The organism is Salinimonas profundi (genome assembly GCF_014750655.1).
GTDB lineage: Bacteria > Pseudomonadota > Gammaproteobacteria > Enterobacterales > Alteromonadaceae > Alteromonas > Alteromonas profundi_A.
In genome coordinates, this window is sequence record NZ_JABBXD010000008.1 from 152,007 (window position 1) to 171,702 (window position 19,696).

Below are 19,696 nucleotides of genomic sequence, written 5' to 3' on the forward strand. Positions count from 1 at the left end.
CCTCGCCACCTTCAGGTGGTTGTTTTCGTTATTATTTAAGTGTGGCTAATAGCCAGCCGCTTGTCCATCTTTACGACTTTCTGAGGCGCCAATATAAATCTTCCTGTCACCATCCCACTGTATAGCCTGATAACCGCCATACAACCCAACTGCAGGTTGCAGGGTGTGACCCATTTTCATCAGCTGACGCTGGGTTTTCATCGAAAATCCGGTCTCCAGATGGACCTGTCCGCCATCTGTCATGCGCTCGCCGGTAGGACTTGATGAGCCGGTATGCACGATGCGTGGTGCATCGCCTGCTTCTTGCAGATTCATACCAAAATCAATCAGATTCATCACGATCTGGGCGTGCATCTGGGGTTGCGTTGCTCCACCCATCACACCAAAGCTAAGCCAGGGTTTAGCATTTCGCGTGACGAAAGCCGGAATAATAGTATGAAAAGGACGTTTACCCGGCGCATACTCATTGAAATGTCCCGTTTGCAGGGTAAACAGTTCGCCGCGATTTTGCAGAATAAACCCCAGACCTGGCGGCGTCATGCCAGATCCCATACCGCGATAATTAGATTGAATAAGCGAGACCATATTACCTTTTTCATCGGCAACAGTAAGATAGATCGTATCGCCTTCATTAAGCCCGGCATCAACGCGTTTCGCAGCCTGTTCAGGGTCGATCTCTTTTTGGCGTTGTCTGGCGTAAGGCTTTGAAATCAGACGCTCTACCGGAATATCGTTAAACTCAGGATCAGCATAAAACTTCGCTCTGTCGGCAAACGCCAGTTTTTTTGCCTCAACAAAGGTATGCACGTATTCGGCTGAGCCAAATCCCATGCCTTCGACATCAAACTGCTCCATAATGTTAAGTATCTGCAGCGCTGCAATGCCCTGACCATTTGGTGGTAGCTCCCAGACGTCGTAACCGCGATAGTTAGTTGAAACCGGCTCTACCCAGGTTGAACTGTGGGCAGCAAGATCGTCATAGGTCAGATAGCCACCCTGCGCTTTCATATAAGCGGCAATAGTTCTGGCAATATCTCCTTTGTAAAACGCATCGCGCCCACCAGTAGCGATTTTTTCATAGGTCGTCGCCAGCCCGGGATTTTTAAAAATATCCCCTTTAGCCGGCGGCTTTCCCCCAGGTAGGAAAGTGTCTGCAAACCCTTCATACTGGCCAATACGCTTAGTGTTGACCTGCCAGTAATAGGCAATAAGTTCACTGACCGGAAAACCGTCTTTGGCATAGTTAATCGCGGGGGTCAGGATCTTTTGCATAGGCAACGAACCAAACTTTCCGTGCAGCTCAAACCAACCGTCTACTGCACCGGGGACTGACACCGGCAGCGGCCCGAATGAGGGGATCTGACTAAGTCCTTTTTGCGCAAACACATCTTTGGTTAAAGACTGGGGTGAGCGCCCGGATGCGTTCAACCCGTATAATTGCTGTGACTCAGCATCCCAGACAATGGCAAATAAATCGCCCCCAATGCCAGAACCTGTAGGCTCTACCAGGCCCAGTACCGCATTTGCAGCGATTGCAGCATCAATGGCATTGCCCCCTTGCTTAAGAATATCCAGCGCGGCCTGTGTCGCCAGTGGCTGACTGGTTGCAGCCATACCGTGCTGTGACAGTACTTCAGAGCGGCTTGCAAAAGGTTCGCCGGTCACTCTGTCATAGGCTATCGCTGATACCGCCACGGTCATACTGATTAAACCTGCAAGCATGCGTTTGAACGCCATGATTTCTCCTCATCCGGTCAATTTTTTACATTCACTGATTAAATACTGCACTATCAGGGATACAGTTTTACTGTAATTCTTACTGAAAGTCTTGCGACCATTCTCACATACTTGCAGCAAAAACCCTATTATCAGCAACTTAGTAATCTCAACAGCTGGCGCTATTTTTGCTGCCGTTAGCACAGGCGGTTTTTGCACAACAAGGACAGACACAATGAAAACCTCTTGCCCCTCACTTCTGTTCTGGCGAGCCCGAACAGGTCTTCTACACTGTGTGGTAATGAACGATATTTCGATTGATATAGCACGCGTATGAATACCCAATTCAGTATCGTAACGATTGTAAAAAACAGAGTGCGGCAGCTGACAAATCTGATACGCAGCATAGAGCAATCCTCCGTGATGCCGCAGGAAATGATTGTCGTGTGGATGGGTGCCCCTTGCACTGAGTCACTGATTAAAAGCGACGCTTTTCATATTCAGCATCGTTTTTTTGTCGACGAAACGTTGCCCATCCCACAGGCGCGCAATAAAGGGTTCAGCAGCTGTTCTCACGACATTATTTTTTATCTTGATGTGGACTGTATCTGCGCTGAGGATCTGTTTGCTCAGTTTTTGGAGGTCGTGCGTCCTGGGGTGGTCGTTACTTCCGTGATTAAATATTTGCGGGAAACACCAGCGCGTGTAGATTTTTCCGCTCTTGAATCACAAGCCATGCCGGCAAGCGGTGGCAATGCACCCAAAGCGCCCCGACGGCTGGACATGATCCGGGACTTCACAACCAACCTGTTTGGTATCTGCAAACAGGATTACGACATGGTAAATGGGTTTGACGAGCATTATTCAGGCTATGGCGTCGGCGATATTGATTTTGCTACCCGCTGCCACAAACAGGGGATTGTACTAGAACAGGTACCCGCTACGGTGCTTCATCAGTATCATCCCTATTGCGATCCGCCTATCAATCATCTGTTCGATATTGTGTCCAACGCCACGCGCTACAAAGAAAAATGGGGCATTTATCCGCTTACGCCCTATCTGGAACAATTTGCAGAAGAAGGTCTAATACATCCGGACTATCAAACATCAGGATTGCGAGTGAGGCGGTTGCCTACTGATGAGGAAATTAAGTCGCATATCAAGCTGCAACCATCCTGAAAGTGCGCGAATTTCACTTATTTCAGGCACTATAAAAAAACACCCGCGACTTAGCGTCAGCGGGTGTTGTTTGTAACTGCAATTTCAGACTATTGGTCATCCATTGGCGTATCTTCGGTTACCGGTACCGCATTGACATCCGTATCCAGTGACTCCACCGCTTTACGCACACCGGCTGCATAATCCGGGTGCACTTTTTCAAGTACAGCGTACCAGCGCTGTTTCACGCCATCTGAGCACGGTCCCATCGCGGCAGCATAGTTCTTATACAAACGTTCTTTCTGATCATCAGAGAACATTTCGTACAACTTACGCGGCTGTTTATAATCAATATCAGATTCTTCCTGATAATAGCGATCCGCATCACCATCAATGCGCAAAGGTGGTTCCTTGACGGTTTCATCCGCTACGGGCCCCTCATACTGATTCGGCTCGTAATAGGCGTCAGGGTTGCCAAAATCATTTGTGAAGAAGCGCATGGCGCCGTCTTTGTGATAATGATTAACCTTGGCATTTTTCGGCGCATTAGCAGGCAGCGCTTCATAATGTGTTCCCAGACGATACCGGTGCGCGTCAGCATAGGAGAATACACGTGACTGCAGCATCTTATCCGGACTAAAGCCGATACCCGGCACTACGTTAGATGGGCTGTATGCCGCATTTTCAATCATCTGGAAGTAGTTTTCCGGCACCTTATTCATCTCAAGCTCACCCACTTCAATCAGCGGGTAATCATCATGTGGCCAGACTTTCGTAATATCGAACGGATTGTATTCCTGCTGACCCGCCTCTTCTTCTGGCATGACCTGAATATAAAGCGTCCACTTAGGGAACTTACCCTCTTCCACCGCATTAATCAGATCTTCCTGATAAGATTCACGGGTTTTACCAATCAGCTTTTCTGCTTCTTCATTGGTATAGTGTTCGTGGCCCTGCTGAGTTTTAAAGTGAAACTTCACCCAAAAACGTTCGCCGCTGGCATTCCACATACTGAATGTGTGCGAGCCATAACCGTTCATGTACATAGGGTTTTTAGGAATACCACGGTCAGACATCAGAATGGTTACCTGATGCACTGACTCTGGCTGCGCCGCCCAGAAGTCGAACATGGCTTCGGGACTACGCAGATTGGTTTTAGGATGACGCTTCTGCGTGCGGATAAAGTCAGGGAATTTATACCCGTCGCGGATGAAGAAAATGGGGGTATTGTTGCCCACCATGTCCCAGTTGCCCTGCTCGGTATAAAACTTCAGACTGAAGCCACGTACATCGCGTTCAGCATCGGCTGCGCCGGATTCACCGGCAACGGTAGACCAGCGACTTAATACATCGGTTTTCTTACCTATTTCTGAAAACAGGTCGGCGCAAGTATATTTGGTAATATCGTGGGTAACAGTAAAGGTACCCTCAAGCCCCCAGCCTTTAGCATGAACCGTACGTTCTGGAATACGTTCTCTGTTTTGATGAGCCAGCTTCTCGATCAGTTGATAATCATCGAGGAGCAGCGGACCACGGGGACCGGCTGTTTTTGATGTTTCGTTAGTAGGTACCGGCGTGCCCGCCGAAGTGGTAAGCGTTGGCTTTTTCATGATGCCTCCAGCATGTTTAGAATTAATATCCTTACCCCGTTCAAGGCCATTTCGATTAATCGCTTTTCTATGCATAGTGCTTTTGAAAATCAGATTAGTCGCTGGCCGCGTGATGCCAACGCGTCTGCAGCTCACTGTCTCTTTGGTTTTACAAATAAAAAAGCCCCGCTGAGCGGGGCTAACTGAAGTGACCTGGGCTTATAAATATTATTATTTTGCCCGGTTAGTTATCTGAGGAGCTATTTGCGGCTTCCCACAAAATCCGGATAGGCTTCCAGGCCACATTCGCTGACATCGACGCCATCAAACTCTTCTTCAGCTGAAACCCGGACACCCATAACCGCTTTAATGATAAGCCAGGCGATGAGACTGGTAACAAATACCCAGATGAAAATAGTAAGGGCACCTAACAACTGACCACCCACACTGGCGCCATCGTTAGTCAGTGGTACCAACAGAAGGCCAAGTAAGCCAACCACACCGTGCACTGAAATTGCACCGACAGGGTCATCAATCTTCATTTTGTCCAGCGTAACGATGCTGAAGACCACCAAAAGACCACCGATAGCACCAAATACCGTTGCCAGTAGTGGAGTAGGTGTTGACGGCTCTGCCGTAATTGCAACCAGTCCGGCCAGCGCACCGTTTAGCGCCATGGTCAGATCCGCTTTGCCAAACATCACCCGCGCCAGTAACAGAGCAGCGATAGTACCGCCGGCAGCAGCTGCATTAGTATTCATAAACACAACAGCCACGGAATTTGCACTTTCTACTGTCGCTGTAGCCAGTACAGACCCGCCGTTGAAACCAAACCAGCCCATCCAAAGAATGAATGTACCCAGTGTCGCCAGTGGCAGGTTGGCACCCGGGATTGCATGAATTTTTCCATCAGCGGTGTATTTACCTTTACGCGGACCAAGGATTAACACTCCTGCCAATGCTGCAGCAGCACCCGCCATGTGCACAATGCCTGAGCCAGCAAAATCAGAAAAACCGTTATCGCCAAGACTGTAAAGGCCGAATACCGATTCGCCGCCCCATGTCCAGGCACCTTCCATCGGATAAATAAAGCCCGTCATCACGACAGAAAAAGTCAAAAATGCCCATAGTTTCATTCGCTCAGCGACTGCGCCTGATACGATAGACATCGCTGTTGCAACAAAGACAACCTGGAAGAAAAAGTCAGCCGATGGTGCATAGGTCGCCGCATCGCCTTCCACGTCGGTGGCACCGTCGCCCATAATGCCACTTAAAAACCAGCTAAAATCGTCGCCGCCGTACATGATGCCGTAGCCGCAAACCATGTACATGGTGCAGGCAATGGCAAACAGTGAAATGTTTTTGGTCAGAATTTCTGTCGTGTTTTTTGCCCGAACCAGACCGGCTTCAAGCATGGCAAAGCCGGCAGCCATCCACATGACCAGCGCACCACAGATTAAGAAATAAAAGGTATCTAGTGCATACCCAAGCTCAAAGGTGATTTCCATTATACTCTCTCCGCAATTTTTATAGTGGCTTACAACGCGTCAACATCTGACTCGCCGGTCCGTATCCGAACGGCTTGCTCGAGATTGTAAACAAAGACTTTCCCGTCACCGATTTTGCCTGTTTTCGCTGCATCAACGATGACTTCTACAAGACGATCAACCTGATCGTCCATCACGGCGATTTCCAGTTTTACCTTAGGCAGAAAATCTACCTGATACTCTGCGCCCCGATATAGTTCGGTGTGTCCTTTTTGACGTCCGAAACCTTTTACTTCGGTCACGGTCAAACCTTCTATGCCGATTTCCGATATGGCTTCGCGAACATCATCAAGCTTGAATGGCTTGATTATCGCTGTGACTAGTTTCATGTGCAGCTCCAATTTTCGATGAGGATGTTATTGCACGTTGCGTGCGTTTTACTGCAACAATACAAAAGCCAAGCCACAAATTATTATTCATTTAAATCAAATACTTATTCATTTTTGACTTACACAACATGTAGTTTTTTGCACAATTATGGTGCGCTATGATTGTAGTGCGTTATTTTTGTGCACTACGACAGCACGGTAATAGTTTGCGCTAAAAGGAATTAGAAAATCATATGGACATTCAGTGGGATCGCATCGATATTCCGGAAGATGCGGATGATAAAAAGGCAGGCAGCACTGCGTGGATTGCAACTAACGACCGCCTGCTTACCTTTGCCATTGCTTTCGTGCTGCATGGCATTATTGTGATTAGCGCCGCCCTGTTTGTCACCCTGCCGACCAGTGAAAAAACACAATCTGTCTCTCAGCCTGTTCGTGCCCGTCTCGTCGTGGCGCCACCGGCTGTGCGGGATAGCGTGCAACCAGAGCCGATAAAGGTTGACCCGAAGACGCCTGCCGAAAAGATTGTCACCGAGCAAAACAAGACACCGAACACGGATAAGCGTTTGGACAATGCCCCTGACGCGGACAACCTTCCTGAAAAAACGTTGTCCAAACCCGAGCCCACACCGCCGCCATCTTCCCCAACGTCATCGGTCAGCACGAGCAACGTTCACCAGCGTGGCACGTCGGTCAGTTCTGCTGCTGCACTGAATAACTATTTCTCACAACATAACGAGTCACAGATATCCGAGCTGGGAAAAACAGAGTCGCGACAGGCCCGACACCAACAACGACATCCTTCGCTGACCGATGCCCGCAAGGGAGCGCCTGAAAAGGACAAATCTGCCCCAAAAATTAGGCGTTTACGGTGTGACAGGGTGGCAGGCGAGGTAGTTGCCACTCTTAGCACAATTACAGGAGGGACATTACGCTGCTCGTCAGAAGCGCAGCTTGCACCACACATCAATAAGCGATTGGAAGAGGCCGGCGCAAAGCGCTGAATATTATGCTGCTTTTAAATACCTGCATACACATTTACCGCGAGTCATATTGACCATGTCCGAACTATAAATGTGATCGTGAGGTATTACTTAACGATATAGTCATAACGGCTATTCAAACGTCTATTGTCAACTTACCTGAGTCGGCGATATGCTAAATAAAATATGTATTTGAGGAATTGCTTTGGCTGCTGCAAATTTACTGGCCCTAATCGATGATATTGCGACACTGCTCGACGATGTCTCTGTCATGTCTAAAGTGGCCGCGAAGAAAACAGCCGGTGTGCTGGGTGATGACCTGGCCCTGAATGCTGACCAGGTACGCGGCGTAAAGCCTGAACGCGAATTGCCGGTGGTGTGGGCCGTTGCGAAAGGTTCGCTACTCAATAAGGTGATTCTGGTACCCGCAGCCTTACTAATCAGCGCTTTTGTGCCGGTGCTAATTGCAGTTTTACTGGTTATCGGCGGGCTTTATCTGTGCTTTGAAGGGGCCGAAAAGGTGTTGCACCGATTTTTTCCCCATCATGACGCTGAAGAACGCGACGCGCGACTTGCTCAACTTGCTGATGCCAACGTTGATTTGGTGGCCATGGAAAAAGAGAAAATAAAGGGGGCCATTCGCACCGACTTTATTCTATCAGCAGAAATTATTGTCATCGCGCTGGGTAGCATAGCCGGTGCAGACTTTATCACGCAGGTCGGTGTGCTTGTGGCGTTAAGTCTGGCAATTACTGCGGGCGTTTATGGCCTGGTCGCAGCCATTGTTAAAATGGATGATCTGGGTTTGTATCTGCTGCGCAAATCGCTGACCGGTAATTTTAATCGTTTTCAGAAGGTCACCGGCAGAGGATTGCTGATTACCGCGCCCCTGCTAATGAAGTTTCTGGCTATCGTCGGCACCATTGCTATGTTCCTGGTTGGTGGTGGGATTCTTACCCACAATATTGGTTTTATTCATCACGCTGCCGAGGTAGTGATTCATGCCATACCCCTCCCAGAATTGCTTGTCAGTATAATTGTAGACGGCATAGCAGGTTTCATTGCTGGTGCGCTTATTGTCGCATTAATGTCTGTTGTCAGTCGTATTCGAAAATAAAGCATTCCAGCCCCCTATCAAAACGCGATCCGGTAAGCTGTAATGGTGCAGCCTGCCGGACAGCACTTTAGCATTTTAATCAAATTCACTTCCCCTGCAGCTCATCCGCCTGTTAGGTGATAAACGCTTCGCTGCATCATCCTTCACGCCTTTTTTTAGCAATCAAACAATATTTGCAAAAACGCGGCCTTACCGAGTTGGCGTAATCCACCAATACTGGTGTGAAAATCACAACATTTTAGCCACTCTCTTTTTTGAACTGTTTAACTACGTTTTCGCAAAACCCTGCAAACCTCTATCTTTCATGCACTTATAAATTATTTTTGCATTGGCACAACTATCGCTATAGCTATTGCGACTTAACAATAACTGGCTGCCAGACGTGCCGAGCAGTGTTTAACATGAATTAAGGAATGAAGATGAAAACTGTTTATAAAATCAGCTGTATGGTCGCTTTTGCAATGGGTGTTGGTAATGCACAGGCTTGTGAGAAAAATACAATTGAGCTGGAAGCCGATCAGATGATCGCCAGCAGTGCACAACAGACGAAGACAGAAATTCGTCATGCTATCCGACAGGATCTGAGTCAGGAATGGTTATTGGCCCCTGCGCCACTGCAACGCAAAGAAGTCTTAACAGCCAAAACAAATAACGCCAGCGATAACGGCGACAACGACGCTTAAGTGAGTTAGTCATGATTATCAGCCACACTGCCGTATTTTTTGCTGCGATGGCACCGCTTGCAGCTTATATTGCAAGCGCCGTCATCTTCTCAGGTTTGCGTAAGCTGTTCGCGCCCCGTTAACGAATTTACCCTGGATGATCCTCCCGCTTTCGGATCCCCCTGACGGAAATTGTGTTGAGTATTACAGCCTTGCCTGTTTGCTAAAATTCTTCCCGACACAATTTTCCTTCAGGGCTTTTTTTTTAAAACCAGCGTTCCCACCAGCTTTTATCCTCATCATCCTCTGTATCGCTTTCGACCGGTTTGCCTGCACAGTCATTTCGTGGCGGTGGCAGTACCTCCAGTATCGCAGGCACGCTGAGTGAATATGGACAGCCAGGCACCGTGACCGCGCCTGTGGTAGCGTTAAAATGTGCAATACCCAGCCCGTCAGGGAAGCGGCGTGATAACGACTTGGGGCTTTGCAACCGCTGGTAATTGATAAATACCGGTAACGCCCCACTGGCACCGGTCAGATTAATCGTTTGATTATCATCATTACCCACCCAGACTGTGCTGACATTATTGCGATCAAAACCACTGAACCAGGCATCACGGTAGTCATCCGTTGTGCCCGTTTTACCCGCCATATTAATATTGGGAAATACTGTACCAAGGCGCTTTGCCGTGCCTTCACGAGTGACTTTAAACAACCCGTAGTTAAGCAGATACGTCGCCGCTTCATCAGCGCGTTGAGAGTAAAAATCAGCATGCTTCCACAGCAGATTATTTTTTGCTGACATAACTGCTGTGACCGTATGCAGGGGTACGTAACGACCATTATTCGAAATAGTCTGGTACATCTGGTTGGTTTGTGCCGGCGTCATGCTCAGTGCACCCAGTGTCATTGCTGGTACTTCTTTAATCCGCGTTTCCACACCAAGACGCTTGACCGTGTTCGCCACTTTATCCAGCCCCAGCGCCATTCCCAGGTTCACAGTTGGTACGTTTAACGACTCCACCAGCCCGGTAATAAGCGGTACATGATCTCTGAATTCTTTATCGTAGTTACGCGGCGACCACAGCTCTCCATCGGTGCTTTTCAGGGTGATGGGTTTGTCGTCCAAAGGTGTGGCCAGATTATATTCTGTGGGATCTTCCAGTGCCGTCAGATATACCGCAGGCTTAACCAGCGAGCCTATTTGGCGTTTGGCATCCAGCGCGCGGTTGAAGCCACTGTAACCGGCGTCTTTTGAACCCACGATAGCGCGGATTCCGCCTGTTTTAATATCCGACACCACCATCGCACCTTCAAGTTCCGCCTTGCGGTTCTTCTGTAAGCTGGCCAGCGTAGAAGTTAGTGCCTTTTCGGCTCTGCGCTGCGCGTAGATGTCCAGCGTTGTAAACACCTTCACTCCTGAGTCGCGCAAGCTGGGGTCTGCCAGAATATCTTTAAGCTCTGACCGAACCCTTTGCATGTACGCAGGGTGCTTGCCACTGGCCAGGCTGGCACCGGAGGCCAGATCCAACGGCGCATTAAGGTATTGCTCGTATTGTTTGGCGGTTATTTCGTTAGCTTCGAATAACAGACGCAGAATAAGATTTCTGCGCTCGGTCACACGCTCAGGGTAGCGGCGTGGATTGTAATAAGACGGCCCCTTGATCATCGCCACCAGCGTGGCGATTTCTGGCACATTCAGCTCAGTGGCCGGCCTGTCGAAAAAGTAATAACTGGCCAAACCAAAACCGTGCACAGCCATATCCCCGTCCTGGGCCAGAAACACCTCGTTCATGTAGGCCTGCAGAATTTCGGTTTTGCTGTAACGGGCATCGATAATGATTGCCATCATGGCTTCTTTGGCTTTTCTGATTATCGATTTTTCGCGGGTCAGATACAGGTTTTTAACCAACTGCTGCGTTAAGGTGCTGCCGCCCTGAACGGTACGGCCCGCCTTTAGATTGGCGATCAACGCCCTTAATATTGATAAAGGCGCGACGCCGTGGTGATCATAAAAATCTCTGTCCTCAACGAGGGTTAAGGTTTTAGGCAGCATATCTGGTACAGAATCAAGGGTGACCAGCATACGATCTTCGCGGGAACTGCTCACCAGTCTGGTCACAAGCCAAGGCTCCAGCCGGATACTGTTTATCTGCCGGCCCGCGCTATCATCGGTAATAGAGGCAATGCGATTACCGTCCCAGGTAACCGTAATTCTGCGTAATGGCTCGGGCCCGTTTGCAAACTGAAACGCCCGTCTCATGACGATCAGTTTTCGATTCCAATACGCGTACTCACCGCTTCCCTCGGGGCGGGAAACTTTGCGGTAGCCTAATAATTCAAGTTCATCAAGCACTTCCTGGGGCGTTATTTCCAGACGCTCGTTGAGGATCAGCGGACGCGCGAATATCTGCGCCGGCACTTCCCACTTATTCCCCGTAAACGTATGTTTAATTTGCGCGTCCAGATAAATCGTATACCCGGCAACAACGATGAATGCGACGAGAATCAGCTTGAAGAAAAAGCCGTAGAAACCTTTACGATTTTTTTTCGCTTTAGTTTGTTTTTTAGCCACTTATCATGCCATGATGAGAAAACACTGCGTGAATTCTGCGTGTTTCACACCGCAATTTCCAGTGTATTGACTGTCAGATTGGCCACGGTAGTGTCAGCGAGTTGTATGCACTTGCTTAACCGTCTGATCAATAGGCATTTTATTCGTGAGGAATGAATCATGAAGATTTCCATTGATGTGGATATTTCCCCCCAGGAGGCCCGCGAACTTTTCGGCTGGCCAGATTTAAGCCAGCTCCACGAAACCACGCTTTCAGCGCTCAACGAGCAGCTTGCAAACGGCAATCAGGAAGCCTTAATGGCAATGCTTAAGCCCTATCTGGCAAGTAGTCAGAACGCGTTTTCCATGTATCAGAAATTTTTCGAAAACATGGCCACTCAAGGCCAGAAAAAATAAGCATCAGGACGTTTTATGCAACAGCAAGATTACAGTGATGTGATGGCGATGCTCAATCAGTACGCCACCCAATTCAACACCATGGTGCATGATATCCTGGCCAAACGTGACGCGACAAATGGCGCGCCAGGCGTGTTTGATCCGGAGCACTTTTCGTCACTACTGAGCGATAAGGTGGAAGTGGATACGGCCAGCCTGATGCAGCATCACATGGATTTCATGCGAGAGCAGAACGCTTTGTGGCAGCAAGCAACCAAAGCGATGATGGGTGAAAAGATGCAGCCGGTTGTCCAGGAAGAAAGTAGTGACAAACGATTTGGCCATCCTGACTGGCAGGAAAATCCGGTTTTCAGTTATCTCAGGCAATCATATTTAATTAATGCAAAAATGTTCCAGGGCATGCTTGATTCGATGCACTTTAAGGATCCCAAAGCCGCGGAGCAGGTACGATTTTATACCCGACAGTATATAAATTCGGTATGCCCCACAAACTACTTACTTTCCAACCCGGAAGTATGCGAGGAAATTCTTAAAACAAAAGGCGAAAACCTGGCTAATGGCTTAAAAAACTTTCTTCGGGATTTAGAGCACAGCCCGCTTGAGGCGTTCAAAATAACGCAAACGCCGGCTGATGCATTCACTATTGGTGAAGATCTTGCGACGACGCCCGGCAAAGTCATTTACCAGAATGAATTGATTCAGCTTATTCATTATACGCCCACTCAGGAAAAACAATACGCCCGACCGGTTTTGTTTGTCCCGCCGTTTATTAATAAATACTATATATTGGATCTCAACGAGAAAAAGTCTGCCGTGAAAGGCCTGTTAGATGAAGGCTTTTCCGTGTACATGATTTCCTGGGTAAATCCGGATGCAACGCTGGCAAACCAGGATTTTGCCGACTACATGCACAAGGGGCCCATCGCCGCTATGGATGTGGTCTGCACTGTTTCAGGGCAGAAAAAAATCAATATGGTCGGATTTTGCGTCGGCGGTACGCTGCTAAGCATGACCGCGGCTTATTTGCGAGCCAAAAAGGATACCCGGATCGGTTCGCTCACGCTGCTCACCACGTTACTCGATTTCACTGAGCAGGGTGAAATTGGCAATTATTTGACTGAAACGACGCTACCTGTGATGGAGCAAAACGCAGACATCAAGGGGGTGTATGATGGCAGAATTCTCGGTCTGAGCTTCTCGCTGCTTAGAGAGAACAATCTTTTCTGGTCCTATTTCATTAATAACTATCTCAAAGGGCAGGATCCCGCTCCGTTCGATATTCTGTATTGGAACAGTGATGCAACCAATATTACCGCTGCGTGCTTCAAACAATACGTAAGAACCACCTACTGGGAGAATAAACTCAAAGAACCCGGCGGCGTGAATGTAGATGGTATAGACATCGACCTGGGTAAAATTGACATGCCCGTGTATTTTCTTGCCACTATGGCTGATCACATTGTTTTGTGGCAGGGGGCATATCGGGGTACACAATTGGTGAAAGGAAAAACCCGTTTTGTGCTGGCCGGATCGGGTCACCTGGCGGGAGTGATCAACCCTGTTAAGGGCGGAAAATATCCCCACTGGCTGAATGAAGAATTACCGCCCACCGCTGAACAATGGTTTGAAGATGCTGACAAAGTCGAAGGCTCATGGTGGCCGGACTGGTATCAGTGGATGCAGGGACAAAGTAAGCAAAAGGTGGCAGCCATTGCGCCAGGAGAGCATAAAGACTATCCCGCTATTGAAGATGCGCCCGGCAATTATGTAAAAAAGCGACTTTAATCACTCACAGACAATAAAAAAGGCAGCCAACCGGCTGCCTTTTTTTAAAACTCTTAAAGAATGCTAATTAGCTGTTTTCCTGCTGTTTTTCGCGCGCGATAGTTAATACGCGCTCGCGCAATGTTTCATCCGTTTGTACACGCTGTGCAATCGTGGTGTACTTTTCAACAGTCAGACCGGTTTTTTCAATTTCATCAACCATTTCAGCCTGCGCCTGCTTTTGAATTTTTTGCGCTTTTTCCGGGCTCTCTACTTCTTTGAACTTCGGATCGTACTTGTTCGCGACATTACTTACCGCTTCCATCGCCATTGTAAACTTAAGCAGCGTTGCGTCATCGTATTTAGCCATTTGCTGCTGTTCAGAAGACTGTTGCATTGACTGCGAGGATGCTTCCTGAGCTTGCGCAGTGAAAGAGGCACATGCAATAACAGCGCTTGCGGCGAATGTTTTAACAAATTTATTCATACTTTGACTCCAGGTCAGTGTAAATTTGCCCCCTTCAGAGGGCGCGCACTAAAGGTAGAAGCCAGAACCATACCAACTTCCTTTTAGGTGCTGTGAATCATAGGTTTACCTTTTGGTCGCACGCTAACATAGACAAACGCCGCTACGAAAGGGGGCAATTGTGTCGCTTCACGGACACACTTTTTAACCAGTTTAAGTGCTTATTGTGGTACTTCTTGCCCTTACAGGCGCTATTAGCTACTCTGGTCGCTGCTCTTTTTCTGTACATGGTGCAAAATGATAACCATAAAAAAGTATCCTAACCGTCGTCTCTACGACACATCACAAAGTCAGTATGTGAATCTGGACTATATTAAGCATCTGATCGATGAGCGCACCGAATTCACGGTTATTGACTCCAAATCGGAAGAAGACATTACCAAAACCATCTTGCTTCAGATAATCAGTGAATCCGAAACCAACGAAAACCAGTCACTGTTAACCAATACATTGCTTAAGCAGCTTATCCGCTATTACGATACCGATATGGAAGTATTCGTCAGGCAATATCTAGAGCAAAGCCTGGTTCATTTTATTGAGCAGCAGGACCAGATGCAGGGCATGATGAAAAACATGATGGATAATAATCCGTTCAACGTTTTTAATAAGATGGTCGAGCAGAACATGAATATGTGGACTGATAAATCGAAGAAGAAATAACAATGCTGCATCGCAGCATTTAAACCCTCCTCTTTATAGCAAATCGATATAACAAAACATGCTGCAGTGCAGCAAAACCATTTGACGACACCCCTTTCACTGTTTATTATTTAAACATGTTTGCTGCAACGCAGCATTTTAATGATTGAGGGAGAACACTATGTTTGGCTTTTTTTCAGAATCACTGAAATCGACAACCAACCCTGTGCAAACCTTATTCGCACTAAACGCGAAGACGTTTGAGACACTTGCACAACAACAGACTGAGTTATGGACAGGCATGCTGTCTGATGGCGTCAAATATGTTGAGACGGTCAGTGTTCAACCTGAAATCAAAACAATTCTTTCAGCCAACAGTGAATATGCGACCTCAGTACGTGAGCGCTGGGTATCAGCCTCGCGGGCAACATTTGAAACACTCAGTTCACTGGGCGAACAGGCTTCAGACTCTGTTGAGAATATGGCAACAGAAGCAGCAGACACTGCAAAGGCTAAAACAGAGGAAGCAAAACGCGCGACATCTGCGTCTGTTCAGGAAATGAAAAAACAGGCTGAATCAATGACAGAGGCCGTCACTCAGTCGGCGAAGCAGGCCACCAAAGCGACCACTGAAGCCAGTGAGAAGGTCACTGAGGCCACAGCCAAATCAGTGGAAAAAGCTAGCGAAAAAGCGACCGACTCGGTAAGCAAGGCTGCTGAAAAAGCAACAGAGACGGCGCAGAGCACTGCTTCAACAGCGAAAAAGTCTGCATCCGGTTCTCGTCGCAGCACCTCGACATCAAAGTCGACGACTGCGGCCAAAACCACATCGTCTAAATCAACCCGTTAATTATCTGTCACCTATTGGAGAATGACTATGTTTGAACAAATGAACGAGCAATTTAAAACTGCAATGAAGCCTATGACAGACCTTGCCAGTCTGAATATGAATACCATGCAGAGCCTGGCTGAAAAGCAAAGCGAACTGTACTCAACAATGATGTCTGAAAGCATGAATTATGTTGAGCAGGTTAGCGGCAAAAAAGACCTGATGGCGGTTGCTGAAACGCAAAAAGCGTATCTTGAAACCATGCAGGAAAAAATGTCTGAAACGGCAAAAAGCTCGTACTCAATCATGAGTGAAGCACAACAGAAAGCCGGCGAAATGTTCAAAGGCATGAGCGATTCAATGACCTCATCATTTTCTGCTGCTACCAAGAAGTAACATGTTAGGGCTGGCCGCTCGGCCAGCCTGCTTTGCTATCAGTCAGCACACCATCTTAACGCAATGGTCGCACTGCCCCACCCTTTGTTTTTCGGAGATTTGCGATGAATTATCAGGCTTATGATTATCTCACCCGTACTGCCAATATTATGCATGAAGGCTTCAGCCTGATGAATGCAGTGGTAAGTAATCCTGCCAACCTGTATTCACACACTTTACCTGGAAAAATCACGCGCGCGTCATTAGAAACCGCGATGCGCCTTACCCAGCGGTACGAAAAACTGGGCTTTAACATCAATGAGGTGACGGTTGACGGCAAACGTCATATGGTGCGCGAAGAAGTATCCCTGAGCTACCCGTTTTGCGATCTTATTCATTTTAATCGCAAAGGTGTAAAGGACAACCATAAGGTTTTACTGGTCGCCCCATTATCAGGGCATTTTGCCACCTTGCTAAAAGGGACGGTTGGAGCCTTGCTGCCTGACCACGAAGTGTATGTAACCGACTGGGCGGATGCCAAAGAGGTTCCTGTGGATGAGGGCCCGTTTACCTTCGACTGCTACGTAGAATATCTGATCAATTTTCAGGAGTTTCTGGGGCCGGATACTCACCTTATTGCGATTTGTCAGCCTACTGTGCAGGCGCTGATTGCAACAGCGGTGTTGGCCGAGAAAGGCAGCCAGGGCGTGCCTAAAACACTGACTCTGATGGCAGGTCCCCTGGATACGACGAAAAACCCCACACGGGTGAATGAATTTGCCCAGCAACACTCTATGTCGTGGTTTAGAAACGTTGCCATTATGAAAGTGCCTCACGGGTATCCCGGAGAAGGCAGAGAAGTCTATCCCGGCTTTATGCAGCTGGGTGGCTTTATCAGTATGAATCAACAATCGCATATGCGTAAATACGTTAACTTCTTCCAGAACCTGGTCTATGGCGAAGAAGAAGATGCCGATCGTTTTCGCGCATTTTATGACGAATATATGGCTGTGTTGGATATCCCTGCAGAGTTTTATCTGGAAACCATCGAACGTGTATTTAAGAACAACGAGCTGGTAAACGGTGCGATTACCTATAAAGGTGAGCCGGTAAATTTTGAAGCGATTACTGATACACCGCTGCTGACGGTAGAAGGTGCTGATGATGATATTTGCGGGCTTGGGCAGACCGAGGCGGCTCATAAGATTTGCCGCAGCTTACCGGCCAGTAAGCGTCAGCATTATATCCAGCAAGGTGCCGGTCATTACGGTATCTTCAGTGGTTCAAAATTTCGTAAGCACGTTCGCCCGCTTATTTCAGAGTTTATTCATAAAAACGACTGATTCTTAGCAATTTAATTCGCCTCAGGAAGCCGCTTTAAGATAGCATGGTGGCTTCCGGATTCGAGGTGAATGTATGAAACGTGTTTTAGCTATTGTGTCCGCACTGGCCACAACCACCTTATTTTCTCCATTGTCTGCCGCCCAGGCAGAGAGTGAATTTGAACAATGCAAAACCCGGCTTTCCGCTCAGGCGAAAGATGAAGGTGTATCAGGCAAGGTTATCGACGATGCCTTTGCCAGCATCGCCTTTCAGCCACGGGTTATTGAGCTTGACCGCAGTCAGCCTGAATTTGTCACCACATTTCCTTCCTATTACAGCAAGCGGGTAACAGACTGGCGCGTATCCAAAGGTCGTGAGTTGGTTAGCGAGCACCGTGATCTGCTTAACGAGCTGGAAAAGGAATACGGCATTCCGCCTCATTATCTCGTTGCCTTTTGGGGTCTGGAAACCAACTATGGTGGCTACAAAGGTAAGATGCCGGTGTTAAGTTCTCTGGCCACCCTGGCATGCGACAAACGCCGAAGCAGCTATTTCACCCAGGAGCTGATGACTGCCCTTAAGTTGATGGAGCGTGAGTCATTAAGCGCTGACGCGATGGTCGGCTCGTGGGCTGGCGCAATGGGTCACACGCAGTTTATGCCTTCTGCTTATTTTAAATATGCCACCGATGGCGACGATAACGGCCAGGTCAATTTATGGGACAGTGAAGCGGATGCACTGACCAGCGCGGCAAACTTTCTGGCCAATCTTGGCTGGGAGCCCGGTTTTCGCTGGGGACGTGAGGTTAAATTGCCAGATACCTTTGACTATCGCCTGTCAGGTTATAAACAGCGCAGACCGGTAAATGAATGGGCCGATCAGAATGTCACTTTGCCTGGCGGTGGGACACTCCCGGACAGTGATATTGATGCCTACATTGTGGTGCCAGCGGGTCATGAGGGGCCTGCTTTTCTCGCGTATCAGAATTTCCGCGTGATCATGCGTTGGAATAACTCAGAGTTTTATGCCATTGCTGTTGGCGAGCTGGCCAGCCAGATCTCAGGCGGTAAGGGATTAATGCAGTCGCTACCGGAACTGCCTGCCTACAGTCGCGATGACATCATGCAAATGCAGAAAAAACTCAATCAAAAAGGTTTTGATGTTGGCAAGCCTGATGGCATTTTAGGCCCTGCAACGCGCTCGGGTATCAGAGAATACCAGTTGGCGAATTCGCTCATCGGTGACGGGTTTCCGTCATTGGAAGTAATGAAGTCATTGGGCGTGGAACTTCAGGCAGACGCTAACAGCTAACTGGTCTGCCTGATAATACCTCAAGCGGGCGGTTAGTACATGTGCTGGCCGCCGTTGACGGAAATCGTCGACCCGGTAATAAACGTCGCGTCATCATCAACCAGAAATAGTACTGTTCTGGCGATATCCTTCGGCGAGCCTAAGCGACCGACGGGGATTTTTGCGATGATCTTCTCCAGTACTTCCTCTGGTACAGCGCGTACCATATCGGTATCGACATACCCGGGCGCTATCGCGTTAACCGTAATTCCTTTGCCTGCACCTTCCTGCGCCAGTGCTTTAGTAAAACCATGAATACCTGATTTGGCTGCTGCGTAGTTGACCTGACCATATTGTCCGGCTTGTCCGTTGATAGACCCTACGTTGACGATGCGACCGAACTTGCGATCACGCATCCCTTCAATAGCAGCGCGGGACGTATTAAAACACGAACCCAGATTAGTTTTAATGACCGCATCCCATTGGTCGGCGTCCATACGATGCATTGTTCCGTCGCGGGTGATACCGGCATTATTTACCAGCACATCTACCGGGCCATAATCGCTTTCAATTTGCGAGATAGCTTCTTTTGTTTTTTCAAAATCTGACACGTCGAATTTGATTGCTGCAATCCCGGTTTTATCCATAAATGCTTTTGCAGCATCATCATTACCGCAATAGTTCGCTACGACTTTATATCCAGCATCTTTCAGCGCCACGCTGATAGCTTCACCAATACCGCGTGTCCCTCCGGTAACCAGTGCTACTCTGCTCATATTATCTATCCTTTTTTAAGTTGTTTAAGATCTATGCGATCAGTCCAGTATATGCACGAATAATGACCGCTGGATAGACTAATAAATGAACTTTTTTAGACT

The 19,696-nt window shown here is 48.1% G+C and carries 18 protein-coding genes; 11 read left to right on the forward strand and 7 right to left on the reverse strand.

The genetic code is table 11. The annotated features are described in order from the left end of the window. Window positions 1-45: 45 nt before the first annotated feature. Window positions 46-1,737: a gamma-glutamyltransferase gene (gene ggt, locus HHX48_RS13990; protein ID WP_223858383.1), complete on the reverse strand. Its 1,692-nt coding sequence runs from the start codon at window positions 1,735-1,737 to the stop codon at window positions 46-48. A 312-nt stretch (window positions 1,738-2,049) separates the two neighbouring features. Between ggt and HHX48_RS13995 the strand changes: the two genes are divergently transcribed. After that, on the forward strand, window positions 2,050-2,895 hold the full coding sequence (locus HHX48_RS13995) for a glycosyltransferase family 2 protein (protein ID WP_191026050.1): 846 nt from the start codon (window positions 2,050-2,052) through the stop codon (window positions 2,893-2,895). An 89-nt stretch (window positions 2,896-2,984) separates the two neighbouring features. On the opposite strand, the gene HHX48_RS14000 is transcribed toward HHX48_RS13995, so the two are convergent. The 3 genes from HHX48_RS14000 to glnK all read right to left on the reverse strand — a co-directional run bounded on the left by HHX48_RS14000 (window position 2,985) and on the right by glnK (window position 6,339). Next, window positions 2,985-4,484 (reverse strand): catalase, encoded by a 1,500-nt coding sequence (locus HHX48_RS14000; RefSeq protein ID WP_223858385.1) that lies wholly within the window; start codon window positions 4,482-4,484, stop codon window positions 2,985-2,987. Between the two features lie 239 nt (window positions 4,485-4,723). Further along, the gene (locus tag HHX48_RS14005; RefSeq protein WP_191026051.1) at window positions 4,724-5,971 is read right to left on the reverse strand and encodes an ammonium transporter; all 1,248 of its coding nucleotides are present in this window, start codon (window positions 5,969-5,971) and stop codon (window positions 4,724-4,726) included. Window positions 5,972-6,000: 29 nt separating this feature from the next. Then, window positions 6,001-6,339: a P-II family nitrogen regulator gene (gene glnK, locus HHX48_RS14010; protein ID WP_139757567.1), complete on the reverse strand. Its 339-nt coding sequence runs from the start codon at window positions 6,337-6,339 to the stop codon at window positions 6,001-6,003. Window positions 6,340-6,572: 233 nt separating this feature from the next. Between glnK and HHX48_RS14015 the strand changes: the two genes are divergently transcribed. The 3 genes from HHX48_RS14015 (at window position 6,573) to HHX48_RS14025 (ending at window position 9,122) form a co-directional block, all read left to right on the forward strand. Next, window positions 6,573-7,343: a hypothetical protein gene (locus HHX48_RS14015; protein ID WP_191026052.1), complete on the forward strand. Its 771-nt coding sequence runs from the start codon at window positions 6,573-6,575 to the stop codon at window positions 7,341-7,343. Window positions 7,344-7,527: 184 nt separating this feature from the next. Then, window positions 7,528-8,439 (forward strand): DUF808 domain-containing protein, encoded by a 912-nt coding sequence (locus HHX48_RS14020; protein WP_191026053.1) that lies wholly within the window; start codon window positions 7,528-7,530, stop codon window positions 8,437-8,439. Between the two features lie 419 nt (window positions 8,440-8,858). Continuing rightward, complete coding sequence (locus HHX48_RS14025) at window positions 8,859-9,122, forward strand: hypothetical protein (RefSeq protein WP_191026054.1); 264 nt, start codon at window positions 8,859-8,861, stop codon at window positions 9,120-9,122. Window positions 9,123-9,366: 244 nt separating this feature from the next. Here HHX48_RS14025 and mrcB read toward each other — a convergent pair whose 3' ends face one another. Next, complete coding sequence (mrcB, locus tag HHX48_RS14030) at window positions 9,367-11,676, reverse strand: penicillin-binding protein 1B (RefSeq protein WP_191026055.1); 2,310 nt, start codon at window positions 11,674-11,676, stop codon at window positions 9,367-9,369. 159 nt (window positions 11,677-11,835) lie between these two features. Here mrcB and HHX48_RS14035 point away from each other — a divergent pair, with 159 nt between their 5' ends. Together HHX48_RS14035 and HHX48_RS14040 are read left to right on the forward strand one after the other, a co-directional pair. Further along, window positions 11,836-12,072: a DUF6489 family protein gene (locus HHX48_RS14035; protein ID WP_191026056.1), complete on the forward strand. Its 237-nt coding sequence runs from the start codon at window positions 11,836-11,838 to the stop codon at window positions 12,070-12,072. A 15-nt stretch (window positions 12,073-12,087) separates the two neighbouring features. Then, a complete protein-coding gene (locus HHX48_RS14040) occupies window positions 12,088-13,857 on the forward strand; it encodes a PHA/PHB synthase family protein (RefSeq protein WP_191026057.1) in 1,770 nt (589 codons plus the stop codon). 67 nt (window positions 13,858-13,924) lie between these two features. Here HHX48_RS14040 and HHX48_RS14045 read toward each other — a convergent pair whose 3' ends face one another. Then, the gene (locus HHX48_RS14045) at window positions 13,925-14,323 is read right to left on the reverse strand and encodes a DUF4168 domain-containing protein (RefSeq protein WP_191026058.1); all 399 of its coding nucleotides are present in this window, start codon (window positions 14,321-14,323) and stop codon (window positions 13,925-13,927) included. A 276-nt stretch (window positions 14,324-14,599) separates the two neighbouring features. On the opposite strand from HHX48_RS14045, the gene phaR reads away from it, so the two are divergent. From phaR to HHX48_RS14070, 5 genes are all read left to right on the forward strand, one after another. Continuing rightward, window positions 14,600-15,022 (forward strand): polyhydroxyalkanoate synthesis repressor PhaR, encoded by a 423-nt coding sequence (phaR, locus tag HHX48_RS14050; RefSeq protein WP_191026059.1) that lies wholly within the window; start codon window positions 14,600-14,602, stop codon window positions 15,020-15,022. A gap of 160 nt (window positions 15,023-15,182) precedes the next feature. Continuing rightward, on the forward strand, window positions 15,183-15,851 hold the full coding sequence (gene phaP / locus HHX48_RS14055) for a TIGR01841 family phasin (RefSeq protein ID WP_191026060.1): 669 nt from the start codon (window positions 15,183-15,185) through the stop codon (window positions 15,849-15,851). A gap of 27 nt (window positions 15,852-15,878) precedes the next feature. Further along, window positions 15,879-16,226, forward strand: coding sequence for a phasin family protein (locus HHX48_RS14060; RefSeq protein ID WP_191026061.1), 348 nt, complete (start codon window positions 15,879-15,881; stop codon window positions 16,224-16,226). Between the two features lie 104 nt (window positions 16,227-16,330). Continuing rightward, window positions 16,331-17,548, forward strand: a complete 1,218-nt coding sequence (locus tag HHX48_RS14065) for a polyhydroxyalkanoate depolymerase (RefSeq protein ID WP_191026062.1) — start codon at window positions 16,331-16,333, stop codon at window positions 17,546-17,548. 73 nt (window positions 17,549-17,621) lie between these two features. Continuing rightward, window positions 17,622-18,839, forward strand: a complete 1,218-nt coding sequence (locus tag HHX48_RS14070; RefSeq protein WP_191026063.1) for a lytic murein transglycosylase — start codon at window positions 17,622-17,624, stop codon at window positions 18,837-18,839. Between the two features lie 32 nt (window positions 18,840-18,871). On the opposite strand, the gene phbB is transcribed toward HHX48_RS14070, so the two are convergent. Continuing rightward, window positions 18,872-19,594: an acetoacetyl-CoA reductase gene (phbB, locus tag HHX48_RS14075; protein WP_191026064.1), complete on the reverse strand. Its 723-nt coding sequence runs from the start codon at window positions 19,592-19,594 to the stop codon at window positions 18,872-18,874. Between the last annotated feature and the right edge of the window lie 102 nt (window positions 19,595-19,696).

Excerpts from the sequence above, each read along its gene's own strand:
- ggt (WP_223858383.1), bottom strand. The coding sequence starts at position 1,737 with ATGGCGTTCAAACGCATGCTTGCAGGTTTAATCAGTATGACCGTGGCG.
- HHX48_RS13995 (WP_191026050.1), top strand. The coding sequence starts at position 2,050 with ATGAATACCCAATTCAGTATCGTAACGATTGTAAAAAACAGAGTGCGG.
- HHX48_RS14000 (WP_223858385.1), bottom strand. The coding sequence starts at position 4,484 with ATGAAAAAGCCAACGCTTACCACTTCGGCGGGCACGCCGGTACCTACT.
- HHX48_RS14005 (WP_191026051.1), bottom strand. The coding sequence starts at position 5,971 with ATGGAAATCACCTTTGAGCTTGGGTATGCACTAGATACCTTTTATTTC.
- glnK (WP_139757567.1), bottom strand. The coding sequence starts at position 6,339 with ATGAAACTAGTCACAGCGATAATCAAGCCATTCAAGCTTGATGATGTT.
- HHX48_RS14015 (WP_191026052.1), top strand. The coding sequence starts at position 6,573 with ATGGACATTCAGTGGGATCGCATCGATATTCCGGAAGATGCGGATGAT.
- HHX48_RS14025 (WP_191026054.1), top strand. The coding sequence starts at position 8,859 with ATGAAAACTGTTTATAAAATCAGCTGTATGGTCGCTTTTGCAATGGGT.
- HHX48_RS14035 (WP_191026056.1), top strand. The coding sequence starts at position 11,836 with ATGAAGATTTCCATTGATGTGGATATTTCCCCCCAGGAGGCCCGCGAA.
- HHX48_RS14040 (WP_191026057.1), top strand. The coding sequence starts at position 12,088 with ATGCAACAGCAAGATTACAGTGATGTGATGGCGATGCTCAATCAGTAC.
- HHX48_RS14045 (WP_191026058.1), bottom strand. The coding sequence starts at position 14,323 with ATGAATAAATTTGTTAAAACATTCGCCGCAAGCGCTGTTATTGCATGT.
- phaR (WP_191026059.1), top strand. The coding sequence starts at position 14,600 with ATGATAACCATAAAAAAGTATCCTAACCGTCGTCTCTACGACACATCA.
- phaP (WP_191026060.1), top strand. The coding sequence starts at position 15,183 with ATGTTTGGCTTTTTTTCAGAATCACTGAAATCGACAACCAACCCTGTG.
- HHX48_RS14060 (WP_191026061.1), top strand. The coding sequence starts at position 15,879 with ATGTTTGAACAAATGAACGAGCAATTTAAAACTGCAATGAAGCCTATG.
- HHX48_RS14065 (WP_191026062.1), top strand. The coding sequence starts at position 16,331 with ATGAATTATCAGGCTTATGATTATCTCACCCGTACTGCCAATATTATG.
- HHX48_RS14070 (WP_191026063.1), top strand. The coding sequence starts at position 17,622 with ATGAAACGTGTTTTAGCTATTGTGTCCGCACTGGCCACAACCACCTTA.
- phbB (WP_191026064.1), bottom strand. The coding sequence starts at position 19,594 with ATGAGCAGAGTAGCACTGGTTACCGGAGGGACACGCGGTATTGGTGAA.